Genomic DNA, 19,697 nt, shown 5'->3' on the forward strand with positions numbered 1-19,697 from the left:
ATAATCTTAGTTTGATGGGTATGGTGTTAACCAATTTCTTGACGTGATTTGAAATTTAAACTTTTGCGCACTGGCTTAACAGTTTCTAGCACAGTGTCAAATCGATGGGGGATAGGTATACCCTCTATAACCGCTTGAATGAATTTTGCCGTAGAAAAACAATAGGTAATTCATTTGACAATTAAAATGACCTACATTAATATATATGCTATAGCATATAGTAAGTAAAACAAGCAAATGCACTGTGAATAATTGATTGATATGCTATACCCTTTTATATTTTAATTTATCGAGGTGATATATGAACTTACATGATTTAATAGGCTATCTAGTTCATCGTACTGATGTGAAAATGACTAATTATTTTACTAAGAAATTAAAGCCTTTTGGAGTTACACCAGAGCAGTGGGGGATTATTAGTGTTCTTTGTAGCCAAAGGGGCACTACTCAAAAAGAGTTAGCAGAAGCTATTGATAAAGATCAAACTACTGTCGTAAGAATGATACAGTCAATGGAGAGAAAAGGGATTGTAAAGAAGGCTTTGAATGACCAAGATAGGCGTTCACACAACCTTTTTTTAACTGAAAAAGGTGACGAGTTAAAAAACACAATCTTGCCTGTAGTGAAAGACGCTCACCATTTCGTTACGAGTAATTTGAGTGAAGAAGAGATCAAATTATTACAATCATTATTAAACAAATTGTATGATACACGTTATTAATATGTGTTCCTTATTGATGCTATACTATTTATAAGGAACAAACTCCGTCTTATATATGCTATAGCATGTAATTTGTTTGAAGGAATGGGGAGATAGCTTTATTTTGTATGATGTTTGATTCAGGATCACTTTGTTGCAGTCAAATTTCTGTATTATACATGCTATAGCATGTACTTTGCATCTCTTTAATATTGGAAAGGATAGTAGCTACTATCTGAGCAATACTGAGTTTTTATCAAATAAATAAGAAAGATGTGATTACTATTTTAATATTAATTAATATTGTAAAAGTTGTTTTGTTTCTATTCTTTATAATGACAGGTACGAAAATTATATCTGGGAAAATGGCAGATGAGTTCAAACGATTTGGTTTACCTTCGTTTTTTAATTTCTTAACTGGGGCTTTTGAGATTGTAGGAGCAATTGGAATGTTGATAGGAATCTGGTTCCCGACAGTAGCTTTATTGGCAGGATTTTTGTTAGGCGGTACGATGCTTGCAGCTGCATTAACTCTTATCGTATTAGCGAAAGATCCCTTTAAGAAAGCGATACCTGCGCTTGTTTTGTTTGTTCTTAGTGTAGGGGTAAGTTTGTATCATATTTTTTAAACATAATCTTAAGCCGTTAAAATGTACGCGTTTAAGTTGCTATCATTTTGTAATTATTTTATAAAAGTGTCTGTGAAAAAGCAGGTGAAATCTTAAATGAATGCAGGAATAATAGTAGCATTCATTTAAGGTATTACATGCATTCGAATTGAAAAAGGGGTGAATAAAAATGGCATATTTATTACAAGTTGATTTTCCGTTTGAAGGTCCTTTTGGTGAAGAAATGGAAAAAGCATTTTGGGATTTAGCAAAAAGTATTAATGAAGAAGAAGGATTCCATTCGAAAATATGGACGGAGAATCAAGAAACGAAAGAAGCTGGAGGCATCTATGTATTTGAAGAAAAACAAGATGCTGAAAAATATGCCGAAATGCACAAAAACAGACTGCAAGCATCTGGTGTTAAAGATATTAGAATAAGAATTTTTCACATCAATGAAAAGTTAACTAAACTGAATCGTGGTTATAGTAAATAATGAGGGACACGGAATTTAAAAAAGAAGGGGGGAATCCCTTCTTTTTTGAATTGATGCTACAGAAAGAATAGCGTGTTTTTTAATTTAGGGTCATCTCTTTTTGATAGTTTGATATCGATGTGACAATACCCCTTTATTATTTTTCAGGTTACAATACATGTATTGCTTCAATAACATATGATCATTCTTAAGAATGTCATTGAAATGTACCAATAGATGTTAGTGCAGCAAAATAAATTGTGTTATGATGTGAGCAAATATAAAGCTATCTAACGGAGGGATTCACATGCCGCATGTTGTGTTTCGTGGAATTACTATTGAACAATTAAAAAGCATAAGCAAGCCATTAGTAGAAGAGCTCGCAGATATCTGTGAGTGTGGTACGGATAATTTCACCTTGGAACTACCAAGTTCTACGTTTGTATTCAATGGAGAAGAAATAGAAGCGTTTCCTCTTATTGAAGTGAAATGGTTCGAGCGTGGACAGGAAATTCGTGATCGATTTGCCAAGGCCATTACTACATATGTAATGGATTTTGGACTTCCAGAAGTAGAGGTTGTATTTACGGTTTTCACAGAATCAGCGTATTATATTAACGGGAAGCATTGTGCAAGTTAGAGCTATTTGAAAGATTTTTATAACATTTATAAGGGGTAGAACCACATTGCTATCAAGCTAAGTAAAGTAAATATCCAAAAACAAAAAAATGAACTCAATTCTCATAGACAACTAACTTTGAAGAGATAAAATTTTTGTTTTTGGGGACATCAAAATATTAGCTTAATGGATATGTGGCGCTACCCCATTAAGAAAAGAAATAGGAGAGAATATCCTATTTCTTTTTATTTCTATAATAAAATATAATTGCTAAATCCAAAGTAATGATAATAATTAGAAGTAATACTTCTATAAGTGCATCCGTTTTCCCATGTTGCAAAGACTTTATAAAGAAATCCCATTCTGTTTCATAGGGAGGCTCTGACCAATTTCGTTGCATTCCTAACACCATTCCATTTATGAAAAAGATAATACTTTATAGGATCCTTCCAACAAATACGGCAGCCACTTTTATATTCCAGCGCTGTATCTTAATTATATACAGGATTGGAAATAGAATAAGTATCCAAAAAATAATAATATAGATTGTATTAATCATTCTCTACTCCTAACAAAAGGATTGTGTTTTTAATCTTGGTGAATTCTCAGGTTGGAGGTATGTTTTATTGTTACTGGATATGCACTTGTAAAAACAAGGGCCGGAATTCCGGCTCTTTTTCTATCCCGCAAAATAAAGGTTTACTTTATCTCTCCGTCTCAAAAAACTCAATCCATTCTCCATCAGGACCAGCGAAGAATATGTAACGTGTTCCATCTGGTAATGTTTCAATTTCTTCTCCTAGTAGAAAGGTTACTCTGTGTTTCTGTAGTCTTTCGATTTCATCCTCTAATGAATCCACTTTAAAACAAATGTGATGTACTTTTCCTTCTGCCGGAAGGGAAGAGTTGTAACCTTCAATGAGTTCAAGTATCGTTTCTTTCGATTCTTCCACACCTAAAAAAGCGAGTTTTAAGTCTGGATTCGGGTGCCCCATACGTTTAATGAGCTGTAAGCCAACTACTTCTTTATAAAATGAAATAGATGTTTCTAAGTTTGTAACCATAAGTCCAACGTGTTCGATTCGTCTAACTGGCATGTGGATTCCTTCTTTCTGAAAATTATATACAATATATTATTGAAAATTAAGAAAATAAGCAAGATAAAAACCTTACAAATTTTAGAGTGTTATATGGTATAGTGAGAAAGTATGTTTGGGGAGAAGGAAGGAGATTATACGATGAATACAACTACTCAAACTCCTTCATTATCGGAAACAATGAAAGAGTGGCATTATGCATTAGCATATGAAATTAAACATTGGAAAACGATAGGTGGTAGTAAAATCTCTATCATTAACGGTCGTTTTTTATATACAGATTATGAAAGTACAGTATACGTATTTCAGCTTATTTCGGAAGTAAGCTTACCTGAAGGTTCACCAATTCGAATTGAGTTTGATGGTGAGGAAGCGACAGGAGAAGTATTATCTGTACATGGATTAGAAATAGAACTGAAATTAAATGATTATATACAAGGTGAAATACGAGAAGCTGTTTTATACAGTGAACCGTGGCAATTGTTAGAGCAACTACAAGAGAGATTGAAAGAAGCTCATAAAGATAAGCTGAAACGTAATCGTATAAAGCGTCTTGTTGATGGGACGAGCAGTCCGAAACATATTGAAAAGATGAAAAATACGAAAAATGAATTGGCGTATCGTTCTTTTTACAATCCAACAACGTACGTGTGGGGACCACCGGGAACAGGGAAGTCTTACAATTTATCGCGTATTATTTCTGCTCATTATCAAAAAGGAAAATCGGTACTTGTGTTAGCTCATAGTAATGCGGCAGTAGACGTATTAATGAGTGAAGTAACGAAGCAAATTGAGAAGAAGAAGAAATGGACGCCTGGAGAAATTGTTCGTTACGGTTATAGTCAACATGAACATATACGAAATCATGAAACGTTACTTGCATCGAAGTTAGTTGAAACGACGAATGGATCTTGGGGAGAAGAAAGACTCTATTTAGAAGAGACACGACAAGATCTTCGTGAAAAGATTTTATCATATAAAGCGACTTCTGCTGATAAGAAGCGTATACAAGAGATTGAAAGTGATCTTCGAAAGCAAAAAGCGAAAATTAAAGAAGTAGAAAAAGAATACATTGAAAACGCGAAAGTAATCGGCGCAACTTTATCGAAATGTGCAATTGATTCACTTATTTATGAGCGTACATTTGATTTAGTTGTCGTAGATGAAGTAAGTATGGCTTATGTTCCGCAAATCGCATTAGCTGCTTCACTTGGGAAACGTATTGTCGTTTGTGGTGACTTTTTACAGTTACCTCCGATTGCGATGGCGAACCATGAACTCGTTCGAAAATGGCTCGGTGAAGATATGTTTTATCATGCAGGGATTGTTGATTCTGTAAATAAATCAGAAGCACATCCGAACCTTTTTATGCTGCAGGAGCAAAGACGTATGCATACGGATATATCGAAGTTTACGAATTCATTTATTTATAAAAATAGAGTGTACGATCATCCATCTGTTTCAGAGCGTAAAGAACTTGCGAAACTGCAACCGTTCGCAAATGAGGCGAGTGTTTTATTTGATACGAGCTTAATGGGAGCCTTTTCTTTAAAAGACGCAGCTTCCGGTTCTCGTTTTAATATTATGTCTGGTTTAGTAGCGATGCAAATGATGTTAATTGGATTGTTAGACGGTGTTCAATCTATCGGTGTAGTTACGCCTTACAGGGCACAGTCCCGCTTTTTATCAACGTGCATTAGAGAAATGTTGCAGAGAACGAAATATCAAAACATACCAGTTTTAGCGGCGACGGTTCATAAGTTTCAAGGTTCTGAAAAAGATATGATGATTTTTGATACAGTGGATAGTTATCCGCAAGAACGACCTGGCGTGTTATTCTTTGACCATAAAAATCATCGCCTCGTCAACGTTGCAGTGACAAGGGCGAGAGGGAAGTTCATTCAATTATCAGATTGCCATTATATGCGTAAAAACCTTTCGAGAAAACAAGCGTTATCACAATTAACAGCTCATATAGAACGTCACGGAGATGTATATGATCGCACGACATCAAGACAATTGTGGGAGCGGAAAATTTCGAAACGTTTACGCTGGTTTATGGAAATGAATCTTGAAGAGCCGAAAGGGTTATTGAAAGATATTTTAGCCGCAAAACAAAAAATTATTATTTCACTTCCAAGTACAAAGCAAGTGGATAAGCGAGTCTGGCAAGCGTTAATGCGTACAAATGCGCAAATAACAGTGTATAGTGATGGACCAGTTCCGTTAAAAAATGTAAAGTTACAAAGACAAAATAAAGCATTCCCGTTTATCGTAATCGATGATGAAATCTTTTGGGCAGGAGCACCTCTTACATCTCAAATGATGTTTGAAGGTAGTATGGAATTTCCGTACGTATGTGCAAGATTACAAGCACCTGAAACAATTGGCGTATTAAAAGGGTTTTTAGATATTCGGTAAATTCAGATAGGAATTCCTTGACTTTTGCCTGGAATGAACTTAGAATGAAAATAATTTAATACAATTTTATGAAAATTCTTATCACGAGAGGTTGAGGGACTGGCCCTATGACACCTCGGCAGCGGATTCTTTATGAATACTGTGCCAATTCCAGCAAGGTAACTTGAAAGATAAGAAAGAAGCTCATTTTGACTGTATATACAGAAGCCTCTTTCTATCTTTTAGAAAGAGGCTTTTTTACGTGAAAATAAAAGGAGGAAGAAAAATGGGAGCGACAGGAGTAACGTCACAAAGAAAAACAATTGAAGAGAGTATAGAAAGAAATAAGGAAAAGTACATAGAAACAAGTCATAATATTCATGCGAATCCGGAGATTGGTAACCAAGAATTTTACGCATCAAGAACGTTAAGTTTGTTGTTAGGAAGCGCAGGATTTCAGTTGCAGCACAATATAGCTGGTCATGAAACAGGGTTCATCGCACGAAAAAGTTCCGGGAAACAAGGACCAGTTATCGCATTTTTAGCCGAGTATGACGCTTTACCAGGACTCGGTCATGCATGTGGTCACAATTTAATTGGCACAATTAGCGTTGCAGCAGCGATCGCGTTATCAGAAACGCTTGAGGAAATCGGGGGAGAAGTTGTCGTGTTCGGAACACCAGCAGAAGAGGGCGGGCCAAATGGTAGCGCAAAATCGAGTTATGTGAAAGCTGGCTTATTTAAAGATGTTGATGCGGCGCTTATGATTCATCCGAGCGGAAAAACAGCTCCAACGAGTCCATCACTAGCGGTCGATCCACTTGATTTTCATTTTTACGGAAAAACAGCTCATGCAGCGGCCTCACCAGAAGAAGGAATTAACGCATTAGATGCGATTATCCAGCTTTATAACGGTATTAATGCACTTCGCCAACAACTTCCGTCAGATGTGAGAATTCATGGTGTTATTACTGAGGGCGGAAAAGCACCTAATATTATTCCTGACTACGGCGCAGCAAGGTTCTTCATCCGCGCAGCAACGAGAAAAAGATGTGCGGAAGTAACAGAAAAAGTAAGAAATATTGCACAAGGGGCAGCGTTAGCAACAGGCACAAAAGTAAAAATTCATCAATTCCAAAATGAAATCGATGAACTACTCGTAACAAAAACATTTAATGACGTCGTAGCCGAAGAGTTAGAACTACTAGGTGAAGAGGTAAACCGTAAAGAAAGAGTAGGAATTGGCTCAACAGATGCAGGAAATGTAAGCCAAGTTGTACCGACAATTCATCCGTACATTAAAATCGGTCCAGATGATTTAATTGCGCATACGAATGAATTTAGAGAAGCAGCACGTTCAGAATTAGGAGATAAAGCGCTAATTACATCCGCAAAAGCACTAGCAAATACGGCGTATCGATTAATTACAGAAGAAGGTTTGTTAGAAAAGGTGAAGGAGGAGTTTAGGGAGGAGCAGAGGAATCAGGGGTAGGTGAGAAGGAGACGTATCTCTGGATTTTCTAGTAGGAAATTGAATGAAAAAAGAACCAGCCTATGGCTGGTTCTTTTTTCATTATATAAGAATTTTTCCACATACACTCGGTATCTTTATCTTAGTACCCTCTTATCAGAACGACAATTTCTCCTCAAACTCACTCTTTAAAACAATTAAAGGAGACGATAATCCAAATTGCATTAAGGAGTCTAAAAATGTAGCGAGAGAATCCATCGAATCGCTCATGACCTTCATCATATAATTAAACTCCCCGTTAATTCGATATAAATCAGTTACTTCGGGAGCGGCATTACAAAATTGGATGAAATCAGAGCATTGACTCGTTTTAAACATGATGAATGCTTGAATGTTCTTATTAATTTTAGAAGGCTCAAATTTCGTTCGGTATGCAGCTATAACGCCTTGATCTTCAAGTTTGTTAATGCGCTCTTTTACAGCAGGCTGCGTCATGGATATAATACGTCCTATTTCTGAAACAGAAATTCTCGCATTTTCATACAACAAGTTCATAATTTTATGGTCAATTTCATCTAGTTTTACTGTGTTTTGCATTGGATAGCCCCCCTTTTTTATTTTCTAAAGTAAATCGTAAATTATAACTATAATATCATAAGTAAAGGAACTAAATTACCTATAAATCTATATTTAAAATTATTAGTATTTGCTTAAAAATATAAGTATAGGATTTAATAAACGAAAATTTAGGAAGGGTGGAAAAAATGAAGAATCTTGATGGGAAAGTAGCGTTAGTAACAGGGGCGAGTCGCGGTATTGGTCGTGCGATTGCGATGAGATTGGCAAACGACGGTGCATTAGTTGCAATTCACTATGGCCGAAATAAAGCAGCTGCAGATGAAACAATTAGTGAGATTGAATCTAATGGAGGAAAGGCATTCTTAATTGAAGCGGATTTCAATTCAATTGATGGTGTCAAAAAGATAGTAGAACAATTGAAGAATGAATTACAAATAAGAGTTGGTACATCAGAGATTGATATTTTAGTAAACAATGCAGGGATAGGTACACAAGGAACAATTGAAAATACGACAGAAGAAGTTTTTGATGAAATTATGGCCGTAAATATTAAAGCACCGTTCTTCTTAATTCAGCAAACATTACCATTACTACGAGCAGAAGGGCGCATTATTAACATTTCATCGGCCGAAGTACGAATCGGTTTTACAGGGTCCATTGCATACGGTTTAAGTAAAGGTGCACTAAATACGATGACACTTCCTCTAGCTAAACATCTTGGAGAAAGAGGTATAACAGTGAATACAATTATGCCTGGATATACGAAGACAGATATAAATGCGAAATTGCTAGATAATTCGGAAATACGAAATTTTGCTACGAATTCATCTGTGTTCGGACGAATAGGGCAAGTTGAAGATATTGCAGATGTAGTAGCATTCCTTGCTTCTTCGGATAGCCGCTGGGTAACAGGGCAAATTTTAGATGTTTCTGGAGGATTTTGTTTATAGGGGCACTACTTCATACACATCAAGCTAATATTTTCATATCCCCCTAAATTAAAATTTTCTTTCTCTACAGATAGCTATTTTGAGAAGCCGCTCATTTTTTCGTTTTGAGGGCATTTCTTTTTCTTAAGTTGATGGGTATGTATGGTGACCCCTATTAGACGATAGTGAATTAACAATTTCGGGGTTCAGTTCCACTTTATTCAAAATAAGATTTTTTTGCAGTAAAATCAATGTTAGTGGAACTTTTTTAATCAAACTTTTTTCTAAATTAAAATAAATCCTTGCAACATTTAAATTAGTACTATATAGTTCTAGTTATGAAAAAGGTAAAATTAATGAATCAAAAACGTGTGATTGAAGTAGCTGCAACATTATTTTTAGAAAAAGGGTTTGCTTATACAAGTATGGATGAATTAGTACGTGTAAGCAAAGTTTCAAAGTCTAATGTGTATTATCACTTTTCTAATAAGGAAGTATTATTAGAAGGGGTCGTTGATTATTGGATTGAAATGTATCAATCTGCAATTGATGACGTACTTTCTCAGAACCAATTTTTAGTTGAAGATCGCATCCAACTGTTTTTAAAGCAATTATCACAAGGAGTTCAGTCGAGAGAGTATAAGGGGAGCTGTCCATTTATTACTCTTTATATTCAAAGTCCTAAACAGGCCACGCAAATAAAAGAAAAAATAGGTCTTTTTTTTACAGGATTACAAAAGAAAGTTTCTCTATTACTTAAACAAGGGGTAGAGAATGGAGAATTCAGAAACACGATTAATATTGATGAGGTTGCATCACTTTTTATTACAAATCTTGAAGGAGCGTTATTTATTTCAGAAACATTGAAGGATGCAACTGTAATTACGAAAACAGCAGATCATTTTTTAAAATTGCTTCGATAAAAGAAGCATTTTTTTTACATCAAATTAGTACTAATTAGTACTAAAAAGGAGATTTTATATGAGAACAGTATTTTTAACTGGTGGAACAGGCTTTATTGGAAAGCAATTAGTAAAAGAATTAGCCAAAGAGGATGTTAAAATTCTTCTTTTAGTAAGGTCGAAAAGTAAAGCAATACGCATTTTTCAAGAAAGAGGCATCTTAAAAAAGGCATTTATGCACTTTATTGAAGGTGATTTGACGAAAATAGATTTAGGTCTAAGTGCTGAAGATAAGGAGAGGGTATTGAAAACGGATGTGATTATTCACGCAGGAGGCCCCATGGATATTCAAGCGACAAGTAAAGAGGCAGCTTCCGTATTTTTAAATGGCGCCAAACACATTAGTGAATTAGCTAAAAGCATTCATCAATTGAAGGGCTTGCAACAATTTATTCATGTTGTAGGTTATATGAGTCCCTTTGATGATAAAAATAGCAAGATTGCAATTGATGTGTTTAAAGAAGGAAACAATTATTTGAAAATAAAAAATCCATATGAGAGAACAAAATTTTTAGCAGATCTTTATATCCGTCACCAGGCATCAGCAGTAGGTTATCCGCTTTCTGTAATTAATCCGCCAACTGTAGTCGGTAGTAGTAAAACAGGGAGTACAGAGCAGATAGCAGGATTAGGTTTGCTTGTGATGAGTATGCGAAGAGGTCTCATGCCAGTGATTCCTGGAGGTAAGGGATATAGGTTACCACTTATTTCAAACGATGAGCTTGCGAAGTTTATTGTGCAGGTTTTCAGATTGGAACAACCGATTATTCAAACATATACACTTGTTGAAGACAAACAGCACGATCAGAACATTGCTGAATTATTAAGTATTATGTCGGAAAGTATGAATATGAGGGCACCAAAAATCTCTGTCCCAATGCCACTTATGAAAGCAATTATGAATAGTGGAGTAAGTAAAATAACAAAAATCCCTTCGGATGGACTGAATTTTATTACAAAACGAAAATTTTCAAATGTTTCAGCGAAAAAAATTATGGGAGGAGATTGGTTTAAGAAGACGAGTGTAATGAAATTTTTCCCTGCCGTAGTAGCTGATTTGGATTATCGAATGATGCATCAAAATGGCCAGCATAATCATTTATTTAAACGAACATTATGTGATAACACTACCCTTTACCAATTACAAGGAGAGGGTAAACCGTTTATTTTATTACATGGTTTATTGAGTGATGGAGAGGATTTATTTCCTTTAGCACAAGAACTTCATGAAAAAACTGGTCAACCTGTATGGATCTTGGATCTTCCAGGTTTGGGACGTTCTCCTTTTAAACAAGAGAAAAATCTTCTAGATATCTATTTGAATGTAGTGAAAAAGTTATTGGAGAAAGCTACTAATGGTGCACATCTAATTGGCCATTCATTCGGTGCGTTTATTCTTCTGGAAGCATTGGTACAAGAGTACATAGATAAGAAGTATTCAATCACTTTACTTCAGCCACCTGTTGCTAAAAAAAATGCTAAATTGCTAAATGTCCCCCAATTTATGAACAAATGGACATTAAAATTGGCAACTACTAATTTGATAGGGCGCTATTTATTAAGTAATGGTTTGTTTGAAAGTATGGAGAGCATCCCTGAACATTATATCGAAAAAATAAGTAACAGTTTTACTTCTCCTAGAATTTTAAATACTACGGTTCAGCTTAACAGTTTACTACTGAAAAACGATCAAGGTGATTTCAATGAAGTAACAAAGTATAATCTTCACATTATTTGGGGGGATTGTGACAGAGGCTATTCTGCTCCATCGCATCTTGGTAAGGTTGATTTTGTTCCATATGGCCATCATTTTCCTCTTAGCCATCCGAGTGAAACGGCAACATTAGTAATAAAAAATAGTAATACTAGCAGATGAGAGTGTGGGATAAATAAACAGTGTGTAGTAAGATCGTTGTGTCTTTGAAATAAAATCGTACTGTTTGGGGTCCCACTCCATCACTATCAGACTAAGAAACGCAAATACCTTAAAACGAAAAAATGAGCATTTTGTTACAAGGTAGTACATAATTCTCGAAAGCGGAAGTTAAAAGTATTAATTTGAAACAAAGATGTACCGTTTTAAATTCTATTTATTTCCAAGTTAATGTGATATATTTATATCATAAAGAGCGAAATATATCACACAGGAGGTTTATATGAAAAATAAATTAGCTTATTTAGGATTTCTCGGTTTTTTGGGTTTTTTAGGTCCGTTCTCATTTTTAGGTAATATTTCATGGGCATCTTATTTTTTCGGTTTCTTTTTCTTCTTCGCATATGCAAAAGTCGTACCAGATGAGCTTTTTATGCTACATGTCCGCCTTGCAGCTACAAGAGCCTTTTTCATAGCACTAGTATTAGGTAGTATACTACTCTTAAGTGTTTTTATTCTTGAAAATCTACATGTAATTCGGTTCTTTGTTATATTTTCGTTTTTCATACCTTTAGGTACATTCATAATTAATTTAGAAATATTTGAGCGTAGAGAAAAGAAAGGGATGCAAGATGCCACTTAAAACTCGAATGAAAGAATATAGGGTAAAGCTAAGTATGTCTCAAGAAGATTTAGCCAATGAAGTTGGTGTCAGAAGAGAAACAATTGGCAATCTCGAAAATGGAAAATATAATCCTTCATTCAAACTTACTTATGATATTGCGAAGGTTTTGAAAGCACCTATTGAAGTGTTATTTTGGTTTGAAGACTAGTTTAATTCTAGTACAAGTGAATATAAGAGGGAAAATGATGAATATTCTATTCATGCTCGGTTAACATAACGTCTCATTATCGGTAGCAAGTTTTTCATAGAATCCTGGTTTTCACTAAATTTTTTGTCTCTATGTCTATTTATCACTTATACAAGATTTTATACATCATTGATATAGTGGAGATTCTAGGGATCTTCGCTATTCTTTTTTGCATAAAATCTTGTATAAAAAAGTAGTTAGACTAGTGTGTTTTACTCCGGTTCATTTCAAAATATAATTGAAAATTCATTTTTAAATTTAAAAAAGAAGGTGTTACCTATATATATTAATAACTTCGAAATATTGTATAACAGATAATTTTTATCCCGCTTTAATGGGCAGTAAGACCCCCACCTCAAAATTCAGCGAAAGCAAAGAAGTTAGGTGGGGGATCAACTGCCCATAAAAGTCCGATTGGTTCAACTAATAATCAGTGGGGGATGAAGAAAACCCCCACTGATTAAAGTTTCACTTTATGCATTATTGATTAACATTGCTTATTGTGCTAACGAATCAGGATAGTGTGGCGACCGACAAACTAAATAGTTGCTTATCCTCAATTATTAGAAGGAGAGTTCTATCATTTCGCGAATTTATTAGACATAGACGAGTGCTATAATTTTCTATATCTACATATAAGAGGTGACTACGCATGAATCAAAGACCGTCAGAAGAAGAATACGCCGGGAACTCCGGCGAATATATCCGTTTGGTGCCGGACGGTAACATCATCGACATTCTGCTCGCCCAGGAAAAGCAAATGACCGAGCTCCTGGCATCGTTGACCGAAAGCCAGTACGCGTATCGGTATGCGGAAGGAAAATGGACGCTGAAAGAAGTCGTGGGCCACATTGCAGATTCGGAACGCGTCATGACCTACCGCCTGCTCCGGTTCGCAAGAGGGGACCAGACGCCTCTGACTGGTTTTGATCAGGAATTGTTCATGCCTCCTTTCGGAAGTTGGACAACCGAGCAATTGGCCGAAGACTACCGGGCCGTACGGCAATCAACGATCACATTGCTGCGTGGGCTACCGGTGGAGGCGTGGACCCGCAAGGGCACAGCCAACGACCTAAGCATTACGGTGCGCGCCCTCGCATACGGCATCGCAGGACACGAACTTCATCACATGGGGGTCATCCGAAATCGGTACTTGAGTTAATCGTCGGCTGAGGCCTTTGGAATGGAACTAACACCTCTCATACAACCTTAGATATTAGATACCGTTCTTATTGGGGTCCCGCCCTACAACCATCAACTTAAGGATTTAGACTATTTTTGAAATTAAAAGCACATTACTATTCTCTTATGTTAATGAGAACAGGTGACGTGCTTTTTATGAATATGCACCAAAAACAAGAGTTATCTTTATTTGCCGAAGCGTTATATCGATTTTTTTCATTTGGGGGTATTTGTTTTTCTTAGCTTGATGGTGATGGGGCACTACTCTATAATGGTCAAATTAAAATTTAAAACAGTTATAGAGACTCCGTTCCTCGGAAATATTGTAACTATTAAGTTGTAAAAAGAAACGTAGTTTTTCATTTTTGGAAAGGCTATGACCTTTTTTAATGGTGGCATGGATATGATGAGAGGAAGTTGAGTTATTTTAATCAAAAAAAATTGATTAATAAGTTGCATAAAGAACTAAACAGCGTATATACTATAAATATCAAAAAAAGTTGATGAAGGGAGAGTGAACTACAGTGGCGCAAGATTTTCAGCTCTATGAGAAAAAATTCAAAGCATTAGCGGATCAGAAGCGTTTAGAGATTATGTATGAACTTTGCCAGCGGGGACAGACTTGTGTGTGTGATCTAACAGAGGTTTTTGAAATGACGCAATCTAAGTTGTCCTATCATTTAAAAATTTTATTAGATGCAGGTTTAATTGTAAAAGAAACAAAAGGTACGTGGAGTTATTATGATTTAAATGATGCGGAAGTAAATAATTTATTATCAGAAGAATTGTGCTGTATTTTTAGAAAAACAGGTAAAGGTAGCTGCTGTTAAAATTTCGCACTATTAATCAAAAAAAATTGATTAATTACATATATAGAGGAGGAATAAGCTATGAGATATGTTCACGTTGGTATAAATGTTACGGATTTAGAGAAGTCTATTCAATTTTACGAAAAGGTATTTGGTGTGTCACCAGTTAAGGTGAAAATGGATTATGCAAAATTTTTATTAGAGACGCCAGGACTTAATTTCACGCTGAACGTACGAGATGAAGTGAACGGAAATCAGGTAAATCATTTCGGTTTTCAAGTGGATACAGCTGAAGAAATTACATTTCATAAAGAAAGATTAGAAAAAGAAGGGTTCTTTGCACGTGATGAGATGGATACGACTTGTTGCTATGCGGTTCAAGATAAGTTTTGGGTAACGGATCCTGATGGGAACGAGTGGGAATTCTTTTATACAAAAGCAGAAAGTGATGTTCATAAAATTGAAGATCCATCTTGTTGCACGACTTCTAACGTAGTAGAAAAAAATTCTTGTTGTTAATAGGAGATGGAAAATAAAATGAAACGTTTATCTTTTCTAGATCGATATTTAACACTATGGATTTTTCTAGCTATGGCTGTTGGGATTGGTTTAGGGTTTGTGTTTCCTAGTGTAGTAGACGGACTAAATACATTACAAGTTGGAACGACGTCTATCCCGCTCGCTGTTGGTTTAATTGTTATGATGTATCCACCATTAGCAAAGGTTCGTTACGAGGAAATGGGCCGGGTATTTAAAGATGTAAAAGTATTGGTTTTATCTTTAGTGCAAAACTGGATTATTGGCCCTGTACTTATGTTTGTTTTAGCAATTATTTTTCTTCCAGATAAGCCAGAATACATGGTCGGGCTCATTATGATTGGTTTAGCACGTTGTATTGCAATGGTAATTGTTTGGAACGACCTTGCAGATGGGGATAAAGAGTATGCAGCAGGTTTAGTGGCTTTTAACTCCGTATTCCAAATGTTATTCTTCTCTGTTTATGCATACGTGTTTGTAACAGTCATTCCAGAATGGTTAGGAATTGAAGGGGCTATTGTCGATATTACAATGGGAGAAGTAGCGAAATCAGTATTTATCTATTTGGGAATTCCTTTTATAGCAGGTATGTTGACACGTTTTGTACTCGTTAAGTTAAAAGGAAGACAATGGTATGAAAAGGTGTTTATACCTAAGATTAGTCCACTTACATTACTTGCATTACTATTTACAATCATCGTTATGTTCTCTTTAAAAGGGGAAATGATTGTTAGCGTACCACTAGATGTAGTAAGAATAGCAATTCCGTTATTAATCTATTTTATTGTAATGTTTTTTGTTTCTTTCTTTATGGGAAGAAAAATTGGTGCAAACTATCCGGTGACTACAACGTTAGCATTTACAGCAGGTAGTAATAATTTTGAGTTAGCAATTGCTGTAGCAGTTGGTGTGTTTGGTATTCATTCAGGCGCAGCATTTGCAGCTGTTATCGGGCCTTTAGTTGAAGTACCTGTAATGATTGCACTTGTAAACGTCGCTTTTTGGTTTAAGCGTAAATATTTTAATGATCAACCAGTATAATTTAAAAATAAAGGCGGAAAACAACATGAAAAACAAAAAGACAATCTATTTCTTATGCACAGGAAATTCATGCCGAAGCCAAATGGCAGAAGCATGGGGCAAACAATATGTAGGCGATAAGTGGAATGTATATTCTGCAGGAATTGAAGCACACGGAGTAAATCCAAATGCTATTAAAGCGATGAAAGAAGTAAATATCGACATAACGAATCAAACATCGGATATAATTGATTCAAATATTTTAAATAACGCTGATTTAGTCGTTACGCTTTGTAGTCATGCAGATTCTGTTTGTCCTTCGACACCTCCGCATGTGAATCGTGTTCACTGGGGATTTGATGATCCAGCAGGAAAAGAGTGGTCTGAATTTCAACGTGTTCGCGATGAAATCGGGGAACGTATAAAACGATTTTCTGAAACAGGGGAGTAAATAAAGGAAAGAGCCAATCTTCTATTGTATAGGGGATTGGCCCTTTTTCTATACATAGTCACTACTGCATTGGTTTACAACAACTATCTCAACGAATGCAGAATATTATGTAAGAATGATATAGTTAGAATGGTAGTCTGCCTCTATTAAATTTATATATAGAAAAAAACACTATTGGTAATTAACAATGAATAAAATTTTGGTTTTTAGAGTAATCGAGATAGTAATCATAAAAAATAGCGTGTAATAAAAATTTTTTCACATGAAAGGAAAAAAGGGTGAAACACATAATAAAAGACGTATTAATAAATTATTTTAAAGAAATTCATTCACTAGCAGTGGAAGAAGAGCTACATAAAAATAGCTGGAATACAGATTTACACTATAAAATTATGGTGAATGGAAAGCGATATTCCGCACGGTTTATCAATAGCAAGCGAACAATCAATCCAGCTTTTGGGGCGTTATCAAACGAACAACTGATAGAGCAAGTACGTTTTACGTATTATTTACGCGAGCATGGAGTCCTTTTTATGCAAATTAATAAAAATAGGTCAGGGGAGCCATTTACATTAGTCGCTTGGAATGATGAACAATACCGATTTATATTGTCTAATTGGATTGAAGGAGAACATATTACACTCTGTACAGAAGAAATCTCATTTGGATGGGTATGTTGAGTTTATTAATATGTTAGAAAGCAAGACAAGCGCATGTAAGGAATTGCGGGAGTATATAGATCTTGCTAAATATCATATAGACTGCGCATATACGAGTGAATTAGAGTTTATTGTACAAACAGACTTAAATCCTTTGAATGTTTTATGGGGCTCAAGTCAACAGGTAAAAGGAATTGTAGATTTTGAATCTATTAGTTATGTTGACCGTATTGAAGGGTTAGCCTTTTTAATAAAATGGTACTCTCGAACGAAAGGAATACAGTTGCATAAAGTATGTCCGGAAGTTGCTAGAGCATTTTTAGAAGGGTATAAAGCTAATAACATTTTAACTTCAAATGATTATAAAAGACTTTCTTCGTTGCTATGGTTATCCGGTAGTTTAAATTGGAACTTCGTTAAAAAGACGATGAGTCTATTAGGTGACGGGAGAGAATTAGAGGAACATTTGAAAGTTTATAGAGTAAGGGGAAAGAGGTTGTCTTCATTGTTTTAATTTGTAGATAACATTTCTTCTCTTTTGGGATTTATAAAACAAAGCATATGAGGTGTTCTAAAAATGAAAATACAAATTGTATTGTTTGACGGATTCGGAGAGCTTGTCTCCTTTGCACCTTTTGAGGTATTGAAAAGAGCGATAGAAGAAGGGGCTCCGTTTACGGTTGAACTTATATCAAGTGAACAAAAGCAAGCGGTTACTACTTCGTTTGGAGTTACGGTTAAATTACATGATTTTTTACGAATGGATAATCGTCCAGATTTGTTAATTGTACCTGGTGGTGGCTGGAATCATAAAGCTGAACATGGGGCACGAAAGCAAGCAGAGCTTGGTAATTTGACCAAAATGATTAGAGAGATGCACGATGAAGGAACAATTGTTGCTGGAGTTTGTACAGGAGGTATGTTACTAGCTGTATCCGGTATATTGAATGATAAAAAGGCAACAATGCACCATTTGGCGCAAAATGAAATTAGTCAATATGGAGCAGAACTTCTTCATTACAGAATTGTGGATCAAGGCGATATTATTACTGCAAGAGGAGTTACTTCAGGAATTGATTTAGGTCTTTGGATCACGGAAAGGTTTGCAAGTCCCAAAATTGCAGCTGCTGTTGAATATAGAATGGAATACGAGAGGCGAGGTGTTGTGTGGAGTTAATTTGAATTCTTTTTCATTTGAAGACAAGAGTTCATTACTCTGAAGAAATAAAGTGGAAAGTGATTCAAATGAAAAAGAATGGGTATTCAAATCGTACCATTATAGAGACACTTGGAATTAAAAATACTACAATTGTGTGCGAATTCAAGAAAAATCAAACGACCTATCCCCTAAAGAATATAGGGAACAGGTGGTTTAGGTATTTTGATATGTGTTCCGATTTTGGGGGTCACTTCAAAAAAAGATAAGTGCTTTTTATTTTTTAGCAACCAGGTAAAACAATCTCCACATTAAAATCAAAATATATATAAGAACTATCTCGACGAATACTTACTAAAGTTGCTGTACCATTTACTTGTGAAAGTCCATTTACACATAATAGAGGTAAAGATCCATCACAGTTATAGCAAAGAACATTGTTTATTTGTACAACATCATTTAAATATGCACTAAATCCTGTTCTTGGACCTGTACATGGAAAAAATTGAGCTGGAAATCCAAAAAAGAATGGTAAATTTCCAACTGCAGTAATTTGAGATACAGAAACATTACATTCTATAACACCACAAGGAGTAGTTACAGATGCTTGAGCATCACATTGAGCAACATTAAGTTTTAAATAAAATGGATCTGTAATTACAGGGAAAGTATCACCAACATGTAATGGCTCTGGAAAAATAATTGATGAAGGATTACTCGTACCGGCCGTTAATCTAATTGTCCCAGAAGTATTTATGACGTTTTGACAAGGAGTAGAACAGTCTAATAATTGTTCTACATCTGATGTACTTTCATTATCTATCTGAATTTTTTCAGAAGTGTTTAAAACTTGATTTAATTCCTCCATTTTTTCACACACCTTTAATTCATTTTTAATCTGCCTTAATAAAAAATGAAATTAAATAAGAATTAGTACATGTATCACTTGTTTTTGGATGTGAGGTATTAGTTCCTAAATGAAATTTTTCTTTTTCTGCAGTGGATTCCTTATAAAATGAAATCAATCATAGAGTGCCTTGCTCCGACTTGAACAATCTTAATTTTACATCACATCGCTATCAAGCTAAGAAAATAGAGCTACCTCCAGAATGAGGGTTTGCCCTAACTAGCAATAAAAAAGCTCGTTTTTTCGTTTAAGGTGGATCTGTTTTCTTAAGTTGATGGGCAGGTGACGGTACCACATTTAAAGGAATTTAGTTTTGTTAGCTTAATAGTAATTCAATTTTAAATTTTTCACTTTACTATTATTAGATTTGTTAGAAGGGGTATCATTTATT

20 protein-coding genes, 3 pseudogenes and 1 riboswitch are annotated in these 19,697 nt (G+C 35.2%); of the genes and pseudogenes, 19 read left to right on the forward strand and 4 right to left on the reverse strand.

The annotated features are described in order from the left end of the window. Positions 1-301: 301 nt before the first annotated feature. The 4 genes from AC0IXC_RS01650 to AC0IXC_RS01665 all read left to right on the forward strand — a co-directional run bounded on the left by AC0IXC_RS01650 (position 302) and on the right by AC0IXC_RS01665 (position 2,423). Complete coding sequence (locus AC0IXC_RS01650) at positions 302-721, forward strand: MarR family winged helix-turn-helix transcriptional regulator (RefSeq protein WP_063217987.1); 420 nt, start codon at positions 302-304, stop codon at positions 719-721. Between the two features lie 257 nt (positions 722-978). Then, entirely contained in the window at positions 979-1,329 is a 351-nt protein-coding gene (locus tag AC0IXC_RS01655; protein WP_063218028.1) for a DoxX family protein, read from the forward strand. Between the two features lie 169 nt (positions 1,330-1,498). Further along, positions 1,499-1,804 carry a monooxygenase gene (locus AC0IXC_RS01660; protein ID WP_097809976.1) on the forward strand — a complete coding sequence of 102 codons (306 nt, stop codon included), beginning with the start codon at positions 1,499-1,501 and terminating at the stop codon, positions 1,802-1,804. Between the two features lie 286 nt (positions 1,805-2,090). Then, positions 2,091-2,423, forward strand: coding sequence for a DUF1904 family protein (locus AC0IXC_RS01665; RefSeq protein WP_002142404.1), 333 nt, complete (start codon positions 2,091-2,093; stop codon positions 2,421-2,423). Between the two features lie 214 nt (positions 2,424-2,637). Here the strand turns inward: AC0IXC_RS01665 and AC0IXC_RS01670 are convergent. Both AC0IXC_RS01670 and AC0IXC_RS01675 read right to left on the reverse strand, forming a co-directional pair. Further along, a pseudogene (locus AC0IXC_RS01670) lies at positions 2,638-2,961 on the reverse strand (hypothetical protein). A gap of 145 nt (positions 2,962-3,106) precedes the next feature. Next, positions 3,107-3,499 (reverse strand): VOC family protein, encoded by a 393-nt coding sequence (locus AC0IXC_RS01675; RefSeq protein WP_002190100.1) that lies wholly within the window; start codon positions 3,497-3,499, stop codon positions 3,107-3,109. A gap of 111 nt (positions 3,500-3,610) precedes the next feature. Between AC0IXC_RS01675 and AC0IXC_RS01680 the strand changes: the two genes are divergently transcribed. Further along, positions 3,611-5,920: an AAA domain-containing protein gene (locus AC0IXC_RS01680; protein WP_471652492.1), complete on the forward strand. Its 2,310-nt coding sequence runs from the start codon at positions 3,611-3,613 to the stop codon at positions 5,918-5,920. A gap of 75 nt (positions 5,921-5,995) precedes the next feature. Next, positions 5,996-6,097: riboswitch (SAM riboswitch) on the forward strand. Between the two features lie 88 nt (positions 6,098-6,185). Beyond that, positions 6,186-7,391, forward strand: a complete 1,206-nt coding sequence (locus tag AC0IXC_RS01685; protein ID WP_471652493.1) for a M20 family metallopeptidase — start codon at positions 6,186-6,188, stop codon at positions 7,389-7,391. A gap of 135 nt (positions 7,392-7,526) precedes the next feature. On the opposite strand, the gene AC0IXC_RS01690 is transcribed toward AC0IXC_RS01685, so the two are convergent. Beyond that, positions 7,527-7,967 (reverse strand): Lrp/AsnC family transcriptional regulator, encoded by a 441-nt coding sequence (locus AC0IXC_RS01690; protein WP_471652494.1) that lies wholly within the window; start codon positions 7,965-7,967, stop codon positions 7,527-7,529. Between the two features lie 167 nt (positions 7,968-8,134). On the opposite strand from AC0IXC_RS01690, the gene AC0IXC_RS01695 reads away from it, so the two are divergent. The 13 genes and pseudogenes from AC0IXC_RS01695 to AC0IXC_RS01755 all read left to right on the forward strand — a co-directional run. Then, entirely contained in the window at positions 8,135-8,899 is a 765-nt protein-coding gene (locus AC0IXC_RS01695; RefSeq protein ID WP_471652495.1) for an SDR family oxidoreductase, read from the forward strand. A gap of 335 nt (positions 8,900-9,234) precedes the next feature. Then, complete coding sequence (locus tag AC0IXC_RS01700) at positions 9,235-9,801, forward strand: TetR/AcrR family transcriptional regulator (protein WP_001072320.1); 567 nt, start codon at positions 9,235-9,237, stop codon at positions 9,799-9,801. Positions 9,802-9,859: 58 nt separating this feature from the next. Then, positions 9,860-11,716, forward strand: coding sequence for an alpha/beta fold hydrolase (locus tag AC0IXC_RS01705; protein WP_471652496.1), 1,857 nt, complete (start codon positions 9,860-9,862; stop codon positions 11,714-11,716). A gap of 280 nt (positions 11,717-11,996) precedes the next feature. Next, positions 11,997-12,356, forward strand: a complete 360-nt coding sequence (locus tag AC0IXC_RS01710) for a DUF3796 domain-containing protein (protein WP_000791546.1) — start codon at positions 11,997-11,999, stop codon at positions 12,354-12,356. After that, positions 12,346-12,546, forward strand: a complete 201-nt coding sequence (locus tag AC0IXC_RS01715; protein ID WP_001128817.1) for a helix-turn-helix transcriptional regulator — start codon at positions 12,346-12,348, stop codon at positions 12,544-12,546. Before AC0IXC_RS01710 ends, AC0IXC_RS01715 begins: the two co-directional genes overlap by 11 nt. 691 nt (positions 12,547-13,237) lie before the next feature. Further along, positions 13,238-13,747 (forward strand): DinB family protein, encoded by a 510-nt coding sequence (locus AC0IXC_RS01720; RefSeq protein WP_326996246.1) that lies wholly within the window; start codon positions 13,238-13,240, stop codon positions 13,745-13,747. A gap of 544 nt (positions 13,748-14,291) precedes the next feature. Further along, a complete protein-coding gene (gene arsR, locus AC0IXC_RS01725; protein WP_000046018.1) occupies positions 14,292-14,597 on the forward strand; it encodes an arsenical resistance operon transcriptional regulator ArsR in 306 nt (101 codons plus the stop codon). A gap of 60 nt (positions 14,598-14,657) precedes the next feature. Next, positions 14,658-15,095, forward strand: coding sequence for an ArsI/CadI family heavy metal resistance metalloenzyme (locus AC0IXC_RS01730; protein WP_098635584.1), 438 nt, complete (start codon positions 14,658-14,660; stop codon positions 15,093-15,095). Between the two features lie 18 nt (positions 15,096-15,113). Then, positions 15,114-16,154: an ACR3 family arsenite efflux transporter gene (gene arsB / locus AC0IXC_RS01735; RefSeq protein ID WP_002128038.1), complete on the forward strand. Its 1,041-nt coding sequence runs from the start codon at positions 15,114-15,116 to the stop codon at positions 16,152-16,154. A gap of 25 nt (positions 16,155-16,179) precedes the next feature. Next, positions 16,180-16,584, forward strand: a complete 405-nt coding sequence (arsC, locus tag AC0IXC_RS01740) for an arsenate reductase (thioredoxin) (RefSeq protein ID WP_471652497.1) — start codon at positions 16,180-16,182, stop codon at positions 16,582-16,584. Between the two features lie 278 nt (positions 16,585-16,862). Next, positions 16,863-17,757, forward strand: a pseudogene (locus AC0IXC_RS01745) (aminoglycoside phosphotransferase/kinase family protein). Between the two features lie 63 nt (positions 17,758-17,820). Beyond that, the gene (locus tag AC0IXC_RS01750) at positions 17,821-18,420 is read left to right on the forward strand and encodes a DJ-1/PfpI family protein (protein ID WP_471652498.1); all 600 of its coding nucleotides are present in this window, start codon (positions 17,821-17,823) and stop codon (positions 18,418-18,420) included. A 17-nt stretch (positions 18,421-18,437) separates the two neighbouring features. Continuing rightward, positions 18,438-18,572 (forward strand): annotated as a pseudogene (locus AC0IXC_RS01755) (IS3-like element ISBt2 family transposase); the annotation flags it as partial. Positions 18,573-18,682: 110 nt separating this feature from the next. On the opposite strand, the gene AC0IXC_RS01760 reads toward AC0IXC_RS01755, so the two are convergent. After that, entirely contained in the window at positions 18,683-19,267 is a 585-nt protein-coding gene (locus AC0IXC_RS01760) for a hypothetical protein (protein WP_215589877.1), read from the reverse strand. Between the last annotated feature and the right edge of the window lie 430 nt (positions 19,268-19,697).

Source organism: Bacillus sp. AC266 (assembly GCF_979253805.1).